Origin of the sequence: Micromonospora sp. WMMC241 (genome assembly GCF_027460165.1) — a bacterium.
In the GTDB taxonomy this organism is placed as follows: domain Bacteria; phylum Actinomycetota; class Actinomycetes; order Mycobacteriales; family Micromonosporaceae; genus Micromonospora; species Micromonospora humi.
This window is the reverse complement of the sequence record NZ_JAPZBF010000001.1, coordinates 6,231,070-6,249,472: the sequence shown is the minus strand read 5'-3', so window position 1 is coordinate 6,249,472 and position 18,403 is coordinate 6,231,070. Positions and strand designations below refer to the sequence as shown.

13 protein-coding genes are annotated in these 18,403 nt (G+C 73.5%); 9 read left to right on the top strand and 4 right to left on the bottom strand.

What is annotated here, in order from left to right:
• Positions 1–1,539 carry a SpoIIE family protein phosphatase gene (locus O7598_RS28350; RefSeq protein ID WP_269694262.1) on the top strand — a complete coding sequence of 513 codons (1,539 nt, stop codon included), beginning with the start codon at positions 1–3 and terminating at the stop codon, positions 1,537–1,539.
• A 321-nt stretch (positions 1,540–1,860) separates the two neighbouring features.
• On the opposite strand, the gene O7598_RS28345 is transcribed toward O7598_RS28350, so the two are convergent.
• On the bottom strand, positions 1,861–2,652 hold the full coding sequence (locus O7598_RS28345) for a helix-turn-helix domain-containing protein (protein ID WP_269694261.1): 792 nt from the start codon (positions 2,650–2,652) through the stop codon (positions 1,861–1,863).
• 31 nt (positions 2,653–2,683) lie between these two features.
• On the opposite strand from O7598_RS28345, the gene O7598_RS28340 reads away from it, so the two are divergent.
• The 4 genes from O7598_RS28340 to O7598_RS28325 are packed head-to-tail and all read left to right on the top strand — an operon-like array spanning position 2,684 to position 6,015.
• Entirely contained in the window at positions 2,684–3,253 is a 570-nt protein-coding gene (locus O7598_RS28340; RefSeq protein WP_269694260.1) for a TIGR03086 family metal-binding protein, read from the top strand.
• A 31-nt stretch (positions 3,254–3,284) separates the two neighbouring features.
• Positions 3,285–3,821 (top strand): PadR family transcriptional regulator, encoded by a 537-nt coding sequence (locus O7598_RS28335; RefSeq protein WP_091062974.1) that lies wholly within the window; start codon positions 3,285–3,287, stop codon positions 3,819–3,821.
• Positions 3,818–4,519 carry an ABC transporter ATP-binding protein gene (locus O7598_RS28330; RefSeq protein ID WP_091062972.1) on the top strand — a complete coding sequence of 234 codons (702 nt, stop codon included), beginning with the start codon at positions 3,818–3,820 and terminating at the stop codon, positions 4,517–4,519. The genes O7598_RS28335 and O7598_RS28330 overlap by 4 nt, the downstream gene beginning before the upstream one ends.
• Complete coding sequence (locus tag O7598_RS28325) at positions 4,516–6,015, top strand: FtsX-like permease family protein (protein ID WP_269694259.1); 1,500 nt, start codon at positions 4,516–4,518, stop codon at positions 6,013–6,015. The genes O7598_RS28330 and O7598_RS28325 overlap by 4 nt, the downstream gene beginning before the upstream one ends.
• 9 nt (positions 6,016–6,024) lie before the next feature.
• On the opposite strand, the gene O7598_RS28320 is transcribed toward O7598_RS28325, so the two are convergent.
• Positions 6,025–6,168 (bottom strand): hypothetical protein, encoded by a 144-nt coding sequence (locus O7598_RS28320; RefSeq protein ID WP_269694258.1) that lies wholly within the window; start codon positions 6,166–6,168, stop codon positions 6,025–6,027.
• 33 nt (positions 6,169–6,201) lie between these two features.
• Between O7598_RS28320 and O7598_RS28315 the strand changes: the two genes are divergently transcribed.
• Entirely contained in the window at positions 6,202–7,146 is a 945-nt protein-coding gene (locus tag O7598_RS28315) for a threonine ammonia-lyase (protein ID WP_269694257.1), read from the top strand.
• An 87-nt stretch (positions 7,147–7,233) separates the two neighbouring features.
• Here the strand turns inward: O7598_RS28315 and O7598_RS28310 are convergent, their stop codons facing one another.
• On the bottom strand, positions 7,234–9,327 hold the full coding sequence (locus O7598_RS28310; protein ID WP_269694256.1) for a S9 family peptidase: 2,094 nt from the start codon (positions 9,325–9,327) through the stop codon (positions 7,234–7,236).
• 100 nt (positions 9,328–9,427) lie between these two features.
• Between O7598_RS28310 and O7598_RS28305 the strand changes: the two genes are divergently transcribed.
• Positions 9,428–10,942 carry an FAD-binding oxidoreductase gene (locus tag O7598_RS28305; protein WP_269694255.1) on the top strand — a complete coding sequence of 505 codons (1,515 nt, stop codon included), beginning with the start codon at positions 9,428–9,430 and terminating at the stop codon, positions 10,940–10,942.
• A 299-nt stretch (positions 10,943–11,241) separates the two neighbouring features.
• Here the strand turns inward: O7598_RS28305 and O7598_RS28300 are convergent, their stop codons facing one another.
• Complete coding sequence (locus O7598_RS28300; RefSeq protein ID WP_269694254.1) at positions 11,242–13,302, bottom strand: SpoIIE family protein phosphatase; 2,061 nt, start codon at positions 13,300–13,302, stop codon at positions 11,242–11,244.
• Positions 13,303–13,482: 180 nt separating this feature from the next.
• Between O7598_RS28300 and O7598_RS28295 the strand changes: the two genes are divergently transcribed.
• Together O7598_RS28295 and O7598_RS28290 are read left to right on the top strand one after the other, a co-directional pair.
• A complete protein-coding gene (locus O7598_RS28295) occupies positions 13,483–17,847 on the top strand; it encodes a HAMP domain-containing protein (RefSeq protein ID WP_269694253.1) in 4,365 nt (1,454 codons plus the stop codon).
• Complete coding sequence (locus O7598_RS28290; RefSeq protein ID WP_269694252.1) at positions 17,844–18,401, top strand: response regulator; 558 nt, start codon at positions 17,844–17,846, stop codon at positions 18,399–18,401. Before O7598_RS28295 ends, O7598_RS28290 begins: the two co-directional genes overlap by 4 nt.
• Positions 18,402–18,403 lie beyond the last annotated feature (2 nt).

Below are 18,403 nucleotides of genomic sequence, written 5' to 3'. Positions count from 1 at the left end.
GTGGAGGGCGGGCCGGCGACGGTGCTGGTGGTCGACGACAGCGGCCCGAAGCGATACCTGCTGGTGAACTGGCTCAACCGGGCCGGGTTCACGACCGTGGAGGCGGAGAACGGCACGGCGGCGCTGGAACGGGTGGCGCGGGAACCGGTCGACCTGGTGGTGCTCGACGTCCGACTGCCGGACATGAGCGGCTTCGAGGTGTGCGAGCGGATCAAGGAGACGTACCCCTCCACCCCGGTCATCCACGTCTCGGCGCACGCGGTGGACGTGGTGGACCGGGCGCAGGGGCTCACCCGAGGCGCGGACGCCTACCTGACCGAGCCGATCGAGCCGGAGGAACTGGTCGCCACCGCGCACGCGGTGCTGCGCTACTACCAGGCCCGGCGGCGGGCCGAGCAGCTCGCCGAGCGACTGGCCGCGCTGGCCGACGCCACGGTGGAGATGCACGCGTCGCCGAACTTCGTCCGGCTGCTGGAGGCCGCCGCGTCCGGCGCCGCGCGGATCTTCCGTTCGCCGGCGGCGGTGGTCGCCGAGACGTTCGACGGGGACTGCCTGGCCGGGGTGGCCGCCGACCCGCACACGCCGGCCCGGATCGTGCCGTGGGTGGTGGACGACACCGGCGTGCCGATCGGCACCCGGGTGTGGGTGGACCAGGCGGCCAACTGGCCGTTGACCGACTGGCCGGCCGGTGACACGGTCACCGTGGCCGCCTCCCGGCTGCGGGAGGACCGCGCCCCCCTCTACGTGGTGGTGCCCACGTCGACCCAGACCGTGCGTACGCCGGTGCTGGTGCAGCTCGCCCAGGCCGTCGCGTCGGCGGTGGAGGCGCAGCGTTCCTTCGACGAGGAGCACCGGATCGCGGTGACGCTCCAGCGCAGCCTGCTGCCCCGGCGGCTGCCCGAGGTGACCGGCCTGGACCTGGCCGTCCGCTACGAGCCGGCGAGCGCGCAGACCGAGGTGGGTGGGGACTTCTACGAGCTGGTGATGCTCGACGGGCACCTGCTGGTGGCGATCGGGGACGTGGCCGGGCACTCGCTGCACGCCGCCACGGTGATGGCCGAGCTGCGGCACGCGGTGCGGGCGTACGCGGTCGAGGGGCACCAGCCGGGCGTGATCCTGGACCGGGTCAACGAGCTGATGCGTACGCTGCTGCCGACCGAGCTGGCCACCATCTGCGTGTTGCTGCTGCACCCGGGCAGCGGGCTGATCCGGCTGGCCAGCGCCGGGCACCTGCCGGCGCTGCTGAGCCGGGACGGGCGGGTCGAGTTCGTGACCCAGTCCGCGCCGCTGCTCGGGGTGCGCGCACCGCGCCCGCCGGACCTGGAGTTCGTGTTGCCGGCCGGGGCCACGCTGGTGCTCTACACGGATGGGCTGATCGAGCGGCGGGACGCCACCATCGACGAGGGCATGGCGGCGCTCGGCGTGGTGGCCGCCCGGGTGGACGACGATCTCGACCAGTTCTGCCAGCGGCTGCTGATCGAGCTGGCGCCGCCGGAGATCCACGACGACGTCGCCGTGGTCGCCGTCCGTCGTCGCTGACGACCACTCTCCGCAGTCATCTGTGTTGTCACTCTTCGTGCCCGGCCGGCGCGGGTGGCGGCACGACCCGTTGGTGCCTTTGCTCTGCAGCCATCGACGCAGCACCGTCGTGACCAGTCCTGATGGGTGTGCGGTCGCGGCGACGGTCGCGTCGCCATTGTCACCGTGAGTGCGTGCTGCGCCCGTGGCTGCAGAGCAAAGGCGGCGCGGACCGATCTCGTCCACACCTCTCGTCGTTACCGCTAGTGACCGCGTCGCATGACCCGCTCCCGCAGCCGGCCGGACCCGGCGCCCGTCGTGCCGGCCGGCCCGTCCGGCGGCTCAGGCGCCGCCGGAGACGGCCAGCGAGCGGGCGTACGCGGCGGGCGGGACGCCGGCGGCGGCGGTGAACTCGCGGACCAGGTGCGCCTGGTCGGCGTACCCCAGATCGGCGGCGACCCGCGACCAGTCCAGCGGCCCGGCGGCGGCCTGCTCGATCGCCTCCTGGAGCCGGTACCGCCGGATCACCCACTTCGGACCGACGCCGACGTGGTCCAGGAAGAGCCGTTGGAGCCGGCGGGTGGAGACGGCGTGCCGCCCGGCGAGGTCGGCCACCCGCAGCACGCTCCGGTCCACGCGGATCTCGTCGACCAACGCGACGGCCTCGGTGGTGGCGGGGTCCGGTGCGGGCGCCCAGCCGGTCAGCAGGTCGTCCAGCCGGCGGCACCGCTCGTCGTCGTCGCCCGGGCAGACCGGCTCGGCGGCGAGCGGGACGCGGCGGCCGGTCAGCTCGGCCACCGGGCGACGCCAGAACGGGCGGAAGCCGCCGGGGCGGAACTGGACGCCGGTGACCCGCCCGGTGCCGTGCAGCGAGACCGTGAACAGGCCGGTGTCGACGCCGGCGATCTCGCCGTGCTCCGTCGCGCCGTCCTGTGCCCGGAACACCACGTTGACCGACGGATGCGGCACGACCTGCTGGTCGAACGGTTCGGTCAGGTCCCAGTCGACCAACCAGTAGTGCTCCACCCACGGGCGTAACGCCGGGGCGGGCAGCCGGCGGCGGAACCGGACCCGCCGCAGCAGCCGGCCGGGATCGAGGATCCCCCGGCTGTCCCCCCGCGGTTCGTGTCGCATTTCTTCAAGACCGCCCTCATACGCTGGCCCGATGAGCACGAAGACTAGTGAACTGCTGGCCGTCGCCGCGCCCGGCGCGGCGGCGGTGGTACGCGGCATCGCCGACGACCAGTTCGACCGGCCCACCCCGTGCCCCGACTACTCGGTGCGCGATCTGCTCAACCACCTGTACGAGGTGGCGGTCAACTTCCAGGCGATGGCCCGGCGGGAGGAGGTCGACTGGTCGGGTGGGGTCGACCACCTGACCGATGGCTGGCGGGACCGGTTCGCCACCGAGACGGAACGGCTGGTCGAGGCGTGGTCCGACCCGGACGCGCTGGAGGGCGTCTCGCCCGGCATGGGGTTGCCCCAGGAGACGGTCGGGCTGATGGCCCTGATCGACCTCACCGTGCACGGCTGGGACCTGGCCCGTGCCACCGGCCAGGAACTGGTGGTGGACCCGTCGGTGGTGGCGGCCGGGCACGAGTTCATGGACCGGATGGGCGACACCGGTCAGCGGATGGGCGCGTTCGGCGCGCCGGTGCCGACCGACGCCGACCCCACCTCGCTGGACGCGCTGCTCGGCCGGACCGGCCGTGACCCGGCCTGGACCCGCTCTTGACACTGCTATTCGCTCAGCGAATAGTGGGGCCGTGTCCACCCAGCACGTCCTGCTCGGGCTGCTCGCCGGCGGGCCGCGTCACGGCTACGAGCTGAAGCGCGCCCACGACGAGCGGCTGCCCCGAGCCCGGCCGCTCGCCTTCGGGCAGGTCTACGCGACGCTGGCCCGGCTGCACCGGGACGGCCTGGTCGCCCCGGCCGGCCCCACCCGCGACGGCGGGCCGGACCGCACCGCCTACACGCTGACCGACGACGGGCGGGCCGCGCTCGACGCGTGGCTCGCCACCGTCGAGCCACCGATGCCGTACGTGGCCAGCACGCTCTTCGCCAAGGTGGTGGTCGCGCTGCTGGTGGCCGACGCCGACCAGGCCCGCGCCTACCTGATCGCCCAGCGCCGGGCGCACACCGCACGGCTGCGGGAGCTGACCGCGGTCAAGACCGCCCCCGGTGCCCACCTCGACGAGGTGGTCGCCGCCGACTTCGCCATCGCCCACCTCGACGCGGATCTGCGGTGGCTGCACACCACCCTCGACCGGGTCGCCGACTGGCACCGGGAGGTGCACTCGTGACGTTCCTGGAGGCGCGCGGCGTGGTTCGGGCGTACGGCCCGACACCGGCGCTGCGCGGCGTGACGCTCGACGTGGCCGAGGGGGAGATCCTCGCCGTCACCGGCCCCAGCGGGTGCGGCAAGTCGACACTGCTGCACTGCCTCGCCGGCATCCTGCGCCCCGACGCGGGCCAGGTCACCTGGCGCGGCGAACGGATCGACACCTGGTCGGAGGCGGCCCGCTCCCGGCTGCGCCGCACCGAGTTCGGGGTGCTGTTCCAGTTCGGCCAGCTCGTCGCCGAGCTGACCGCGGCGGAGAACGTCGCCCTTCCGTTGCTCCTCGCCGGCACGGGGCGGCGAGCGGCACGGACGGCGGCACTCACCTGGCTGGAGCGGCTCGGGGTGGCCGAGGTCGCCGACGTCCGGCCGGGCGAGATGTCCGGCGGGCAGCAGCAGCGCTGCGCGTTGTCCCGGGCGCTGGTCACCGAGCCCCGGGTGCTCTTCGCCGACGAGCCCACCGGCGCGCTCGACACGCTCGCCGGTGAGCAGGTGCTCACCCAGCTGGTCCGGTTGGCCCGGGAACAGCGCACCACGGTCGTGCTGATCACCCACGAGCCGCGGATCGCCGCGTACGCCGACCGGGAGGTGAGCCTGCGCGACGGCATGGTCGACCACACCGGGCTGGGCCTCGACCCGGCGCTGCCGGGCGGGTCACGGTGACGCCCGGCACGCTGCTGCGGCTGGCACTGGCCGGCACCCGCACCGACGGGGCGCGGGTGGCGCTGACCGCGCTGAGCGCCGCGCTGGCGACGCTGGCCGGGCTGGCCGCGCTGACCGTGCTGGCGGTGGCGAAGCCGCCGGGTGACGAGTGGACGCAGTCCGAGCAGTACACCAACGCGCTGCTGCGCGAGCCCGGCCTGCGCCCCGGCGTGGCGTTCGCGTTGCTGCTGCTCTGCGTGCCGGTGCTCGGGCTGGCCGGGCAGTGCGCCCGCCTCGGCGCGCCGGGGCGCGACCGGCGGCTGGCCGCGCTCCGGCTGGCCGGGGCCACCCCGGGTCAGGTCACCCGGCTCGCGGTCGCCGAGACCGGGGTGGCGAGCCTGCTCGGCACCGTCACCGGCCTGGCCGTCTTCGAGGTCGGCCGCCGGCTGCTGCACCGGCCCGACGCCGCCGGCCGGCTGCCCCTGCCCACCGACGTGCGTCCGGCCCCGGCCGCCGTGGCCGCCGTCGTGATCGGCCTGCCGTTGATCGCCGCGCTGGTCAGCGCGCTGCTGCTGCGCCGGGTCACCACCACCCCGTTCGGCGTCGTGCGCCGGGTCCGCACCCGGGCGCCCTGGCCGTGGCCGGGGGTGCTCATCCTCGCCGCGCTGGCCCTCTTCGCCACGATCCGGCCGATCGGCCTCTGGTACGAGCGGCGCGACGTGGTGATGCCCGACGCGCTGGTGCCGCTGATGCTGATGGCCGGTGGGCTGACCGCCATGATCGGGGTGGTGTCCGGCACCGGCTGGATCTCGTACACCACCGGGCGGGTGCTGCACCGCCACGGGCGCGGCCCGGCCGCGCTGCTCGCCGCGCGCCGGCTCACCGCCGACCCGTGGGCCGGCAGCCGTACGTTCGCCGCGCTTCTGGCCGCGCTGATCTTCGGAGCCGGGGCCGCGGGGCTGCGGGCCGACTTCCAGGCCGAGGCCGAGCTGACCCGCCGCACCGGCGGTGGCCTGTCCGACCCGGACTTCTATCTCGGCGCGATGGACCTGGTCGACCTGGCGGTCGTGGTGGCGGTGGTGATCGCCGGCGGCGGGCTGCTGGTGGCCGTGGTCGAGGGCATCACCAGCCGGCGACGGGCGTACGCGGCGCAGGTGGCGACCGGGGTGCCCCGGGCCGTCCTCGGTCGATCACTGCTCTGGGCGGCGCTGGCCCCGGCCGTGCCGGCGATCGGGCTCGCGCTGGCCGTCGGCTACCTCCTGATCGCCGGCCTGATGCCCGCACCCAGCGGCGGCGGCTACGAGCAGGCGATCTGCGATCCCGGCCAGCCGGGGTGCGGCGCGAACGGCGAGCCGCCTACCGAATGGGTGCCGAAGGTGACCGTCACGCCGGACGTACCGTGGGAGCAGCTGGCCTGGTTCGCGGGGGGTGCGCTGGCGGCGGTGCTGGTCACGGTCCTGGCCGGCCTGCTCCTCCTGCGCACCGCGACCTCGGTGGAGGAGCTGCGCGCCTCCTGAGCCGGCCGGTCAGCGGCCCAGCAGCCCGGCGGAACCGGCGACGGCCAGGCCGACCACTGTCGAGCAGCAGCAGACCACCAGCGCGGCGGCGACCACCACGAGGATCAGCCAGGTCGGTCCGCGCCGCGCCGCCGGCTGCTCCTCGTCGCTCACGCCGGCAGTCTAGGCGCGAGGCAGGATGGTGCGATGGAGCTGATCTCGATCGCCGACGTCCGGGCCGCCGCCGACGACGTGGCGGGCACCGTCCTGCGGACCCCGCTGCTGCCCACCGCCTGGGACGACGAGCTGTGGCTCAAGCCGGAGAGCCTGCAACCGGTGGGGTCGTTCAAGCTGCGCGGCGCCACCCACGCGGTGGCCCGGCTCGACCCGGCCACCCGGTCCCGGGGGGTGGTCACCCACTCCTCCGGCAACCACGGCCAGGCGCTGGCGTACGCGGCCCGTGCCTTCGGGGTGCCCTGCACCGTGGTGGTGCCCGACGGCGCGCCCGCGGTCAAGGTGGACCGGATGCGGGCGCTCGGCGCGGACGTGCGACTCGTGCCGCCGGCCCGCCGCCTCGCCGAGGCGGAGCGGATCGTGGCGGAGACCGGCGCGGCGTTGGTGCCGCCGTTCGACCATCCGGCGGTGATCGCCGGGCAGGGCACCATCGGGCTGGAGATCGTCGCCGACCTGCCGGACGTGGACGTGGTCCTGGTGCCGGTGGGCGGCGGCGGGCTCGGCTCGGGCGTCGCCACGGCGGTCAAGGCGCTGCGCCCGTCGGCCGCCGTGATCGGCGTGGAGCCGGCGCTGGCCGCCGACGCCCAGGAGTCGCTCGCCGCCGGCGAGGTGGTGGTCTGGGACGTCGAACGCACCTACCGGACCTGCGCCGACGGGCTGCGCACCAACCTGTCCGCGCTGACGCTGGCGCACCTGCGGGAACGGCTCGACGGCATCGTCACGGTGGCCGAGGACGAGATCATGTCGGCCGCCGGCCGGCTGCTGCGGGACGCGCGGCTGGTGGCCGAGCCGAGCGGCGCGGTCGCCACCGCCGCCCGGCTGTTCCACCGTGGGGAGCTGCCCGGCGGGCGGACGGTCGCGGTGGTGACCGGCGGCAACGCCGAAGCGGCGGTGCTGTCCGCCGCGCTCAGGGTGTAAGGAGGGCCCCCTCTTAACGCCTCCGGTAGAGAAGGGACCCCTTCTCACAGACGGATGTCAACAAGGGGCCCCTCCTTACCTCCGGGGTCAGGCGCGGCCGAGGCGGTCCAGCGTCCAGGCGTTGACGAACGCCTCCTCGCGCCAGGCGTCGTACCGGCCGCTGGGCCCGCCGTGACCGGCGCCCATCTCGGTCTTGAGCAGGTAGTCGCCCTGCGGGGCGAGCGCGCGCAGCCGGGCGATCCACTTGGCCGGCTCGTGGTAGAGCACCCGGGTGTCGTTGAGGCTGGTCACCGCCAGGATCGCCGGGTAGTCGGCGGCGGTCACGTTCTCGTACGGGGTGTACGACTTCATGTACGCGTAGACCTCGGGGTCGTCCAGCGGGTTGCCCCACTCCTCCCACTCGGTGACCGTCAGCGGCAGCGACGGGTCGAGGATGGAGGTGAGCGCGTCCACGAACGGCACCTGCGCGACGATCCCGGCGAACGCGTCCGGCGCGAGGTTGGCCACCGCGCCCATCAGCAGGCCGCCGGCCGAGGCGCCCCGGGCGACCAGCCGGTCGCTCGCCGTCCAGCCGGCCTTGACCAGGTGCCGGGCGCACGCCACGAAGTCGGTGAACGTGTTCTTCTTGGCCAGCAGCTTGCCCTCGTCGTACCAGCGCCGGCCCAGCTCGCCGCCGCCGCGGATGTGCGCGACCGCGAAGATGACGCCGCGGTCGAGCAGGCTCAGCCGGGCGATCGAGAACCACGGGTCCATGCTGGCCTCGTACGACCCGTAGCCGTAGATGACCGCGGGGGCGGAGCCGTCGCGCGGGGTGTCCCGGCGGCAGACCAGCGAGATCGGCACCCGGGTCCCGTCGTCGGCCAGCGCCCAGTCCCGGTGCTGCTCGTAGTCGGCCGGGTCGTACGCCCGCCCGTCCGGGCCGGGCCGCACCGGCTTCTGCCGCAGCAGTGTCAGTTCACGGGTGGTGAGGTCGTAGTCGTAGACCGAGTCCGGCGTGACCAGCGAGGTGTAGCGCAACCGGACCGTGCCGGTGCGGTACTCCGGGTTGGCGTCCAGCCCGACGCTGTAGATCGGCTCCGGGAAGTCGATGTCCCAGCTGTCGTCGCTGCCGACCGGCAGCACCCGCAGCCCGGTCAGCCCGTTGCCGCGCAGCGAGACCACCAGGTGGTTCTCGAAGGCGTCGACCGCCTCCAGCCGGGTGCCCGGGGTGTGCGGGATCAGCGGCGTCCAGTCGCCCGGCGCGTCCGCCGAGGTGTACGCCAGCGCGAAGTCCTCGGCGCCGTCGTTGTGCAGGATCAGGAAGCGGTGGCCGTGGTGCTCGACCGCGTATTCCACGCCCTGCCGGCGCGGGGCGACGATCGCCGGCTCGCCGGTCGGGTTGGCCGCCGGGATCACCCGGACCTCGCTGGTGATCTTGCTGTGGATGTCGACGACCACGAAGCGCTCGGAGCGGGTCAGCTCGACGCCGACCCAGAACCGCTCGTCGTCCTCCTGGTGCACCACCACGTCCTCGCTCGACGGGGTGCCCACGGTGTGTCGCCACACCCGGTTCGGCCGCCACGCGTCGTCGACCGTGACGTAGAAGAGCGTGGAGGCGTCGCTGGACCACGCGGTGCCGTAGAACGTGCCGGGCACCTCGTCGGGCCGCAGCTCGCCGGTGGCCAGGTCCTTGATCCGCAGGGTGAACCGCTCGTCGCCGGAGAAGTCGGTGGAGTAGGCCAGCCAGCGCCCGTCCGGGCTGACGTCGAACGCGCCGAGCGAGAAGAAGTCGTGCCCCTCGGCGAGCTGGTTGCCGTCGAGCAGCACCTCCTCGCCGTCGAGCGGGGCACCGTCCGCGCTGACCGGGGGCGTGGTCTCGCCCGGGCGGACGGCGCGCCGGCAGTGCACGCCGTACTGCTGCCCCTCGACCGTGCGGGTGTAGTACCAGTGGCCGTCCTTGCGGGTGGGCACCGACAGGTCGGTCTCCTGGGTGCGCCGGCGGGTCTCCTCGAACAGCTCGGCCCGCAGCCCGGCCAGGTGCGCGGTGCGCGCCTCGGTGTGGGCGTTCTCGGCCTCCAGGTAGGCGATCGTCTCCGGGTCGTCCTTGGTGGCGAGCCAGGCGTACTCGTCGACGACGGTGTCACCGTGGTGGGTCCGCTCGGCCGGAACGCGCTTCGCCGTGGGCTGTGGGGTCGTGGTCACGGCGCCACGTTACCGGTCGTCCGGCCGCCGCCGGGCGTCCGCGCCGCGCGAATCCCGCGACTCGCCGCCAGCGTTTTCGAACATGTGTACGATGACCGCCATGGCGGCTGCAGCGCGTTCCACCGACCGACCCGGAGCCCTCGAGATCACCCGGAAGCTGACCGAGATCTGCGGTCCGCCGTTCGCCCGGTTCGCCGGCCCGGCCGACGAGGTGGCCGGGCGCACCGCCCGCTGGGTGGCCGTGCCGGGTGGCCCGCACGCCGCCGCCGAGGTGCTGCGGCTGGCCGCGGCGCACGACCTGACCGTGGTGCCGCGCGGCGCCGGCACGAAGATCGACTGGGGTGCCGCCCCGGCCCAGGTCGACATCATGCTCGACACCGGCCGGTTGGCCGGCGTCTGGCACGAGCCGCACGCCGCCTCGGTGGCCGAGATCGGCGCCGGCACGCCGCTGCGCGCCGTCCAGGCCACGCTGGGCCGCACCGGCCGTCGGCTCCCGGTCGACGTGCCGTCGCCGGGCGCGACGCTGGGCGGCGTGCTCGCCGCCGACGAGTCCGGGCCGCTGCGCCACCGGCACGGCAGCCCGTGCGCCCAACTGGTCGGCGTGCGCTATCTCGACGCCGACGGCGAGCTGGTCAGCGTCGGCGAGTCCGGCACCGCCCGGTTCGGGGCGGCGGCTCCGTCCGGCGGTCACGCCGGCGGCCCGCGTGCCGAGGCCGTCCGGGACGCGGGACCCGCCGTGGGCTGGGGCCGCGCCGGCGGGCTCTTCGTCGACGGCCCGGCCGCGGGCGGCGGCGACGCGGTACTGGGGCGCGGCGAGCTGCCGGGGTTGGACGTGGCGCGGCTGCTCTGCGGCTCCCAGGGCGGGCTCGGCGTGCTGGTTTCGGCCACCATGCGGGTGCAGGCAGTGCCGGCCGGCCGGGTCTGGGTGTCCCGCCCGGTCTGGACCCCGCTGGAGGTGCACGACCTGGTCCGCGCGGTGCTGGCCGCCGAGGTCGCGCCGGCCGCCGTCGAGCTGGACCTGCCGGTGCCGGTGCCCCTGCCCCGCCGCCGTGTCCCGGCGAGCCATCCCTCGGTGGCCGGCCGCCCCGACCATCCGGCGGTGACCGGGCGACCGGCGGCGGGCAGCCTGGTGGTGCTGCTGGAGGGCGGCCCGTCCGACGTGGCCGAGCGGGCTGAGCGGCTGACCGCCGTGCTCGGCGCCGAGGCCGTGGTCAACCACCACGCGCCCGAGTGGTGGGGGCGCTACCCGTTCGCCCCGGGCGACACCGCGCTGCGCATCGAGGTGCCGGCCGGCGACCTGCACGCCGCGGTCTACGCGCTGCGCGACGCCGCCGGCGCCCCGGTGCCGGTGCGCGGGTCGGCCGGCGTGGGCACCGCGTACGCCGCCCTGCCCGGCGTGCTGTCGCCGGAGCGGGTCGCGTCGATCCTCACCGCGGTCCGCAGCGTGCTGATCGCCCGGCAGGGCCGGTGCGTGGTGGTGGCGGCGCCCGCGCCGGTGCGCCGCGTCGTCGACCTCTGGGGCGAGCTGCCGGCCCTGCCGCGGCTGCGCAGCGCCAAGGCCCGACTGGATCCGCACCACCGCCTGGCTCCCGGCCGTCTCCCCGGCGGTCTCTGACCGAGATCGCGGCGGTGGGTCCCTGTGCCAGTTCGGCGGTGGCTCTGCCGGGCGTGCCAGGGGCCGAAGATCGCCGTTGGATGCGCGGATCATCGGGGAACTCGGCCGCCCGGGACCTGCCGGGCGTGTCGCGGACGGCAGAGGAGTGGGGTCGAAAGCGGTATGCCTCTCCGTCATAAATATGCCTGAGAGGTATAACGCTTCTGACCCGACCTATTCGTGGAGCCACTACTGAGCGTCACCAGGCGTCGAGCGTCCGGCTCCCCGCGCCTCACTTGCGATGCGAGGAGCCGGACGCGTCAGAGCATGTCGTTGCGCAGGACCAGGACGGCGATGTCGTCGCGCGGGGGTTCGGCGGAGAACGCGATGGTGGCGGCGCGCAACCGTGCGGCGACCACGTCGGCGGAGTAGCCGGCCAGCGGCGCCGCCGACTCGCGCAGCCGCTCGGTGCCGAACAGCTCCCGGCCGCGTCGCCGTTCGGTCACCCCGTCGGTATAGAAGATCAATGCATCGCCGGGCTTGAGCGCCAGCTCGGCCGTCGGGGTGGTGATGGTGTCGAGCAGGCCGAGCGCGGTGCCGCCGGTGCCGACGAACGTGGCGCCGCCACCGCCGTGCAGCAGCACCGGACGGTCATGGCCGGCCAGGTGCAGGGCGACGTCGAGCTGGTCGCCGTCGCCGGGCGCGACCGCGGCCAGCGCCAGCGTGCAGTAGCGTCCGCCGCCGCGCTCGACGAGCGTCTCGTTGAGCCGGCCGAGCACCTCCGGCAGCGGCTTGCCGTCGCCCACCAGCACCCGGATCACGTCCCGGACCAGACCTGTCACGGCGGCTGCCTGCACGCCCTTGCCGGAGACGTCACCGACCACCACCAGCCAGCGGCCGTCCGGCAGCGGCACCACGTCGTAGAAGTCGCCACCGACCTCGGCGTCGTCGCCGGTCGGGACGTACTCGGCGGCGAGGCCGATGCCCTCGACCACCGGGAGCACCGGCGGCAGCAGCGACTGCTGGAGGGTCTGCGCGACCCGGCGGCGCTCGGCGTGGATGCGGGCGTTCTCGATGGCGAGCGCAGCCCGCCGGGCCACGTCCTCCAGCACCGCGACTTCGTCCGGATCGTGCCGGTGCCGCTGGTGCCGGCCCACGGCCAGGGTGCCGAGTCGCTGACCGCGAGCGATCAACGGCACGGCGAAGCCCTCCATCGGCGCGCCCAGCGGCATCTGGGTCAGGCTGCGGGACGCCTCGCGCAGCCGCGACTGGATCGAGTCCGGGCCGGTCTCGGCCAGGACCCGGTGCAGGTGGGGGAGCATCGTCTCGTCGGCGTGGCTGGACGCGGCGAGGCGTAACCGCCCCCACTCGTCGGTGGTGTGCACCGCGCACCACTGGCCGAGCCGGGGCACCACGAGCTGCGGGACGAGCGCCATCGTCAGCTCGACGTCGAGCGACTGGGCGAGCAGCTCGCTCGCCTCGGCGAGAAAGGTCAGCCAGGTGGAGCGGCGTACGTCGGCCCGGCGCAACCGGTCGTTCTCCAGGTGCAGCGAGAGCCGCTCGGCGGCGAGCAGCGCGAGCGGCCGGGCGTACGTCGAGGGCGCGGCGTCCAGTTCCAGCTCGCCGGCGTACGGGCGGTGCACGGCGAGCGGGACGCGCAGCAGCTCGTTGTCGTCCCGGGGTGGTCGGCCGTGGCGGGCGAACACCTGGGTGCCCAGCCCGTCGCCGCGGTCGAGTCGGACCGTCCCGCCGGCGGCGCCCACCATCTCGGCCACCCTGGTCAGCAGCTCGGCGGCGAACTCGGGCAGCGGGTCGTCGGCGTACGGGTCGGGGGTGGTCTGCATCAGCTCGCTCATCGCGGCGGCGCTGGGGGTGCCCTCGTCCACCGGTTGCGCCACCGCCCGGGCCGGTCCGGCGGACGACCGGGCGGAACCACGCAGGCCGGGACGGTCCAGCCGGAACCAGACGCCCTTGCCGCTGGGCAGGTAGGTGGTGCCCCACCGGCTGGCGAAGTGGTCGACGAGCAGCAGGCCGCGCCCGCGCGAGGCCACCTCGGTGATGTCGGAGGTGGTGTTGCGCACCCCGACGACGAGTTCGTCGACCGGCCCGGAGGCGAAGTCGGTGACGGTGACGGTGAAGCCGGCGGGGTCGGCCTCGACCTCGATGTCCAGTTCGGTGCGCGCGTGCTCGACCGCGTTCGTGGTCAGCTCGGTGGTGAGCAGCAACGCCTCGTTGAGCAGTTCGGGCAGGCCGGCTTCGAGGAGCATGGCGCGCACCAGCGCCCGGGCCGCGGCCGGGGTGCGGCGGTCGGCGGGAAGGCGGACCCGTCGGACGTGCTCGTCCGCGCCGCCGCCGTGGGTCGGCTCCACCTCCGCTGACACCTTCGTATCCTCCACCGCCGCCACCCCGGGTGCCAAGCTCCCCGGCCGAACCGCCTAACCGGGCCGATACCGCACGTGACGCGCCATCAGCCGCCGGTGACCTCGACGGATCGCGCGGCAGAATGATGGGATGGCCGCGTGTCGGCACGAGCCGGTGGGCCCCGAGCTGAGCGAGGAATGATGACCACGGCGAAACAGTCGGTGACCGCGGATCCGTCCGCGTCCGACCACGAGGTGCTCCTCGGCGAGCTGGTCGAGGCGCTGGAGCGGGTGGCCCGCGGCGACCTGCGGGTGCGCCTGCCGCGACGGGCCGGCCTGTCCGGTGAGGTCGCCGACGCCTTCAACGACGTGGCGTCGCTGCAGGAGCGGCAGCACCTGGACCTGCGCCGGATCAGCCGGATCGTCGGCCGGGACGGGCGGCTCACCGAGCGGCTCGACGACGAGGGCCTGGAGGGTTCCTGGGCGGAGGGGCAGCGGGCGGTCAACTCGCTGATCGACGACCTGGGCCGGCCGACCACCGAGATCGCCCGGGTCATCGTGGCGGTGGCGGATGGCGACCTGTCCCAGCACATGGCGCTGGAGATCGACGGGCGGCCGCTGCGCGGTGAGTACCTGCGCATCGGCCGGACCGTGAACACGATGGTGGACCAGCTGTCGTCGTTCGCCGACGAGGTGACCCGGGTGGCCCGCGAGGTGGGCACCGAGGGCAAGCTGGGCGGCCAGGCCGACGTGCGGGGCGCGGCCGGCACCTGGAAGGACCTCACCGACTCGGTGAACACCATGGCGTCGAACCTGACCGGCCAGGTGCGGTCGATCTCCCAGGTGGCGACCGCTGTGGCGAAGGGCGACCTGTCGCAGAAGATCACCGTCGGGGCACGCGGCGAGGTGGCCGAGCTGGCCGACACGATGAACTCCCTCACCGACACGCTGCGCCTCTTCGCGGAGCAGGTGACGCGGGTGGCCCGCGAGGTGGGCACCGAGGGCAAGTTGGGCGGTCAGGCGCAGGTGCCGGGCGTGGCCGGCACCTGGAAGGACCTGACGGACAACGTCAACTCGATGGCGTCGAACCTGACCAGCCAGGTCCGCAACATCGCCCAGGTGTCCACCGCGGTGGCCAAGGGCGACCTGAGCCAGAAGATCACGGTGGCCGCGCAGGGCGAGATCCTGGAGCTGAAGGACACCGTCAACACGATGGTCGACCAGCTGTCGTCGTTCGCCGACGAGGTGACGCGGGTGGCGCGTGAGGTGGGCATCGAGGGGAAGCTGGGCGGTCAGGCCCAGGTGCGTGGCGTCTCCGGCACCTGGCGCGACCTCACCGAGAACGTCAACCAGCTCGCCGGCAACCTGACCAGCCAGGTCCGCAACATCTCCCAGGTCTCCACCGCGGTGGCGAAGGGCGACCTCGGGCAGAAGATCACGGTGGACGCGCAGGGCGAGATCCTGGAGCTGAAGAACACCGTCAACACGATGGTCGACCAGCTCTCCTCGTTCGCCGACGAGGTGACCCGGGTGGCCCGTGAGGTGGGCACCGAGGGCAAGCTGGGTGGTCAGGCGCAGGTGAAGGGCGTCTCCGGCACCTGGCGTGACCTGACCGACAACGTGAACTCGATGGCGTCGAACCTGACCAGCCAGGTCCGCAACATCGCGTCGGTGACCACGGCGGTGGCGAAGGGCGACCTGTCGCAGAAGATCACCGTGGACGCCCGGGGCGAGATCCTGGAGCTGAAGTCGACGGTCAACACGATGGTCGACCAGCTGTCGTCGTTCGCCGACGAGGTGACCCGGGTGGCGCGCGAGGTGGGCACCGAGGGCAAGCTGGGTGGCCAGGCTCAGGTGCGGGGCGTCGCCGGCACCTGGCGCGACCTGACCGACAACGTGAACTCGATGGCGTCGAACCTGACCGCCCAGGTGCGGAACATCGCCCAGGTGTCCACCGCGGTGGCGAAGGGCGACCTGTCGCAGAAGATCACGGTGGACGCGCAGGGCGAGATCCTGGAGCTGAAGTCGACGGTCAACACGATGGTGGACCAGCTGTCGTCGTTCGCCGACGAGGTGACCCGGGTGGCGCGCGAGGTGGGCACCGAGGGCAAGCTGGGTGGTCAGGCCCAGGTGAAGGGCGTCTCCGGCACCTGGCGGGACCTGACCGACAACGTGAACTCGATGGGCTCGAACCTGACCAGCCAGGTCCGCAACATCGCCTCGGTCACCACCGCGGTGGCGCGGGGTGACCTGGGGCAGAAGATCACGGTGGACGCGCAGGGCGAGATCCTGGAGCTGAAGAACACCGTCAACACGATGGTGGACCAGCTGTCGTCGTTCGCCGACGAGGTGACCCGGGTGGCGCGCGAGGTGGGCACCGAGGGCAAGCTCGGCGGTCAGGCCCAGGTGCGTGGCGTCTCCGGCACCTGGCGGGACCTCACCGAGAACGTCAACCAGCTCGCCTCGACGTTGACCACGCAGCTGCGCGCCATCGCGCAGGTGTCCACGTCGGTGACCCGTGGCGACCTCACCCAGCGGATCAACGTCAAGGCACAGGGCGAGGTCGCCGACCTCAAGGACAACATCAACCAGATGATCGTCACCCTCCGGGAGACGACCAAGAAGAACGCCGAGCAGGGCTGGCTCGACTCCAACCTGGCCCGCATCGGTGGCCTGCTCCAGGGCCAGCGGGACCTGGGCGAGGTCTGCCGCATGATCATGATGGAGGTGACCCCGCTGGTCGACGCGCAGCTCGGCGCGTTCTTCCTGGCGGACAGCTCCGAGGGCAGCATGCGGCTGCGACTCACCGCCTCCTACGGCTACGTGGCCCGCGGGCACGACGTCACGTTCGGTCCCGGCGAGGGGCTGGTCGGGCAGGCCGCGCTGTCCCGCCGGACGATTCGGGTCAAGGCGCAGCCGGACGGGCGGCTGGTGGTCCGGTCCGGGCTGGCCGACACGCCCCCGGCCGACCTGGTGGTGCTCCCGGTGCTGTTCGAGGGGGAGCTGCTCGGCGTGATCGAGTTCGCCGGCGTGGCCACCTTCTCCGACCTGCACCTGGCGTTCCTGGAGCGGCTGGTGCTCACCATCGGCGTCGCGGTCAACACCATCCAGGCCAACCGGCGTACGGAGGAGCTGCTGGCGCAGTCGCAGCGGCTGGCGCACGAGATGCAGGACCAGTCGGCGGAGTTGCAGCGCACCAACGCCGAGCTGGAGGACAAGGCGAAGCTGCTGTCGGAGCAGAAGGCCAACATCGAGACGCAGAACCGGGAGATCGAGCTGGCCCGGCTCGGCCTGGAGGAGAAGGCGCAGCAGCTCACCCGGGCGTCGGCGTACAAGTCGGAGTTCCTGGCGAACATGAGCCACGAGCTGCGTACGCCGCTGAACTCGCTGCTCCTGCTGGCGCGGCTGCTGGCCGAGAACCCGGAGCGGAACCTCAGCCCGAAGCAGATCGAGTTCGCCCGGACCATCCACGGCGCCGGGTCCGACCTGCTGTCGCTGATCGACGACATCCTCGACCTGTCCAAGATCGAGGCGGGCCGGATGGACGTGGAGCCCACCGAGATCCAGTTCGCCGAGATCCGCGGCTACGTCGAGCAGGCGTTCGCGCCGCAGGCCGAGGAGAAGGGCCTGGACTTCCAGGTCCGGGTGAGCCGGGAGCTGCCGCCGGCCCTGGTCACCGACGCCCAGCGGTTGCAGCAGATCCTGCGCAACCTGCTCTCCAACGCGGTGAAGTTCACCGACAACGGCGCGGTGACGCTGCGCATCGGGCCGGCCGCCGAGAACGCGGTCTTCGACGTGCCGGCGCTGACGAACGCCCAGCGGGTGATCGCGTTCACCGTGATCGACACCGGCATCGGCGTCTCGGACGACAAGCTCTCGCTGATCTTCGAGGCGTTCCAGCAGGCCGACGGCACGACCAGCCGCCGCTACGGCGGCACCGGCCTGGGCCTGTCGATCAGCCGCGACCTGGCCCGCCTGCTGGGCGGCACGATCACCGTGTCGTCCGCGCCCGGGCAGGGTTCGACGTTCACTCTCTTCGTACCCGATGTGCTGGCGCCGGACGCGGTGGTGGCGCCGGCGCCGCCGTCGCCGAGCCGCGCGGGCCTGCCGTCGTCGCTGCTCATGCCGATGGAGCTGCCGCAGCCGCAGGAGACGCCGGCCACCCGCCGGCTGGACGGCGTGACGGTGTTGATCATCGATGACGACGTGCGGAACGTGTTCGCGCTGACGTCCGCGCTGGAACTGCACGGGATGACCGTGTTGTACTCGGACAACGGGGTGGACGGCGTGCGCCAGCTCGCCGAGCACCCGGAGGTGGACATCGTCCTGATGGACGCCATGATGCCCGACCAGGACGGGTACGAGACGACCGCGCAGATCCGCCGCAACCACCGGTTCGCGGACCTGCCGATCGTGTTCCTGACCGCCAAGGCGATGCCCGGCGACCGGGAGTCGGCGCTGGCGGCCGGCGGCAGCGACTACATCACCAAGCCGGTGGACCTGGACGAGCTGATCGGGCTGATGGCCTCGTGGATCGGCCGCAGCAGAGGCGAGGAGAGCGCGTGACGCAGACGGCCAAGGCGCTGCTGGTGGACGACCGGCGGGAGAACCTGATGGCGCTGGAGGCGATCCTCCAGGGGCTCCCGGTGCAGTCGATCGCGGTGGAGAGCGGCGAGGCCGCGCTCAAGCAGTTGCTGGTGGACGACTTCGCGGTGATCCTGCTGGACGCCCAGATGCCGGACATGGACGGCTTCGAGACCGCCACGCACATCAAGCGGCGGGAGCGGACCCGGCACATTCCGATCATCTTCCTCACCGCGGCGGACAAGGACGCCCAGCTCGCGCTGCGTGGCTACCAGGTCGGTGCGGTGGACTACCTGACCAAGCCGTTCGACCCGTGGGTGCTGCGGGCGAAGGTGACCGTCTTCGTCGAGCTGTGGGTGAAGACCCGGCAGCTCGCCGCCCAGTCGGACGTGGTGCGGGAGCGGGACGTGCAGTGGCGGCGTCTCGCCGAGGCGGTGGACTCCGCGACCGCGCTGCTGCGCGCCGACGACGACCCGGCGACCCGGGAGCGGGCGGCGGACCTGTTGGAGCAGGCGCGCTGGGGCAACACCCGCTGACG

Excerpts from the sequence above, each read along its gene's own strand:
- O7598_RS28345 (WP_269694261.1), bottom strand. The coding sequence starts at position 2,652 with ATGCGACACGAACCGCGGGGGGACAGCCGGGGGATCCTCGATCCCGGC.
- O7598_RS28340 (WP_269694260.1), top strand. The coding sequence starts at position 2,684 with ATGAGCACGAAGACTAGTGAACTGCTGGCCGTCGCCGCGCCCGGCGCG.
- O7598_RS28315 (WP_269694257.1), top strand. The coding sequence starts at position 6,202 with ATGGAGCTGATCTCGATCGCCGACGTCCGGGCCGCCGCCGACGACGTG.
- O7598_RS28305 (WP_269694255.1), top strand. The coding sequence starts at position 9,428 with ATGGCGGCTGCAGCGCGTTCCACCGACCGACCCGGAGCCCTCGAGATC.
- O7598_RS28295 (WP_269694253.1), top strand. The coding sequence starts at position 13,483 with ATGACCACGGCGAAACAGTCGGTGACCGCGGATCCGTCCGCGTCCGAC.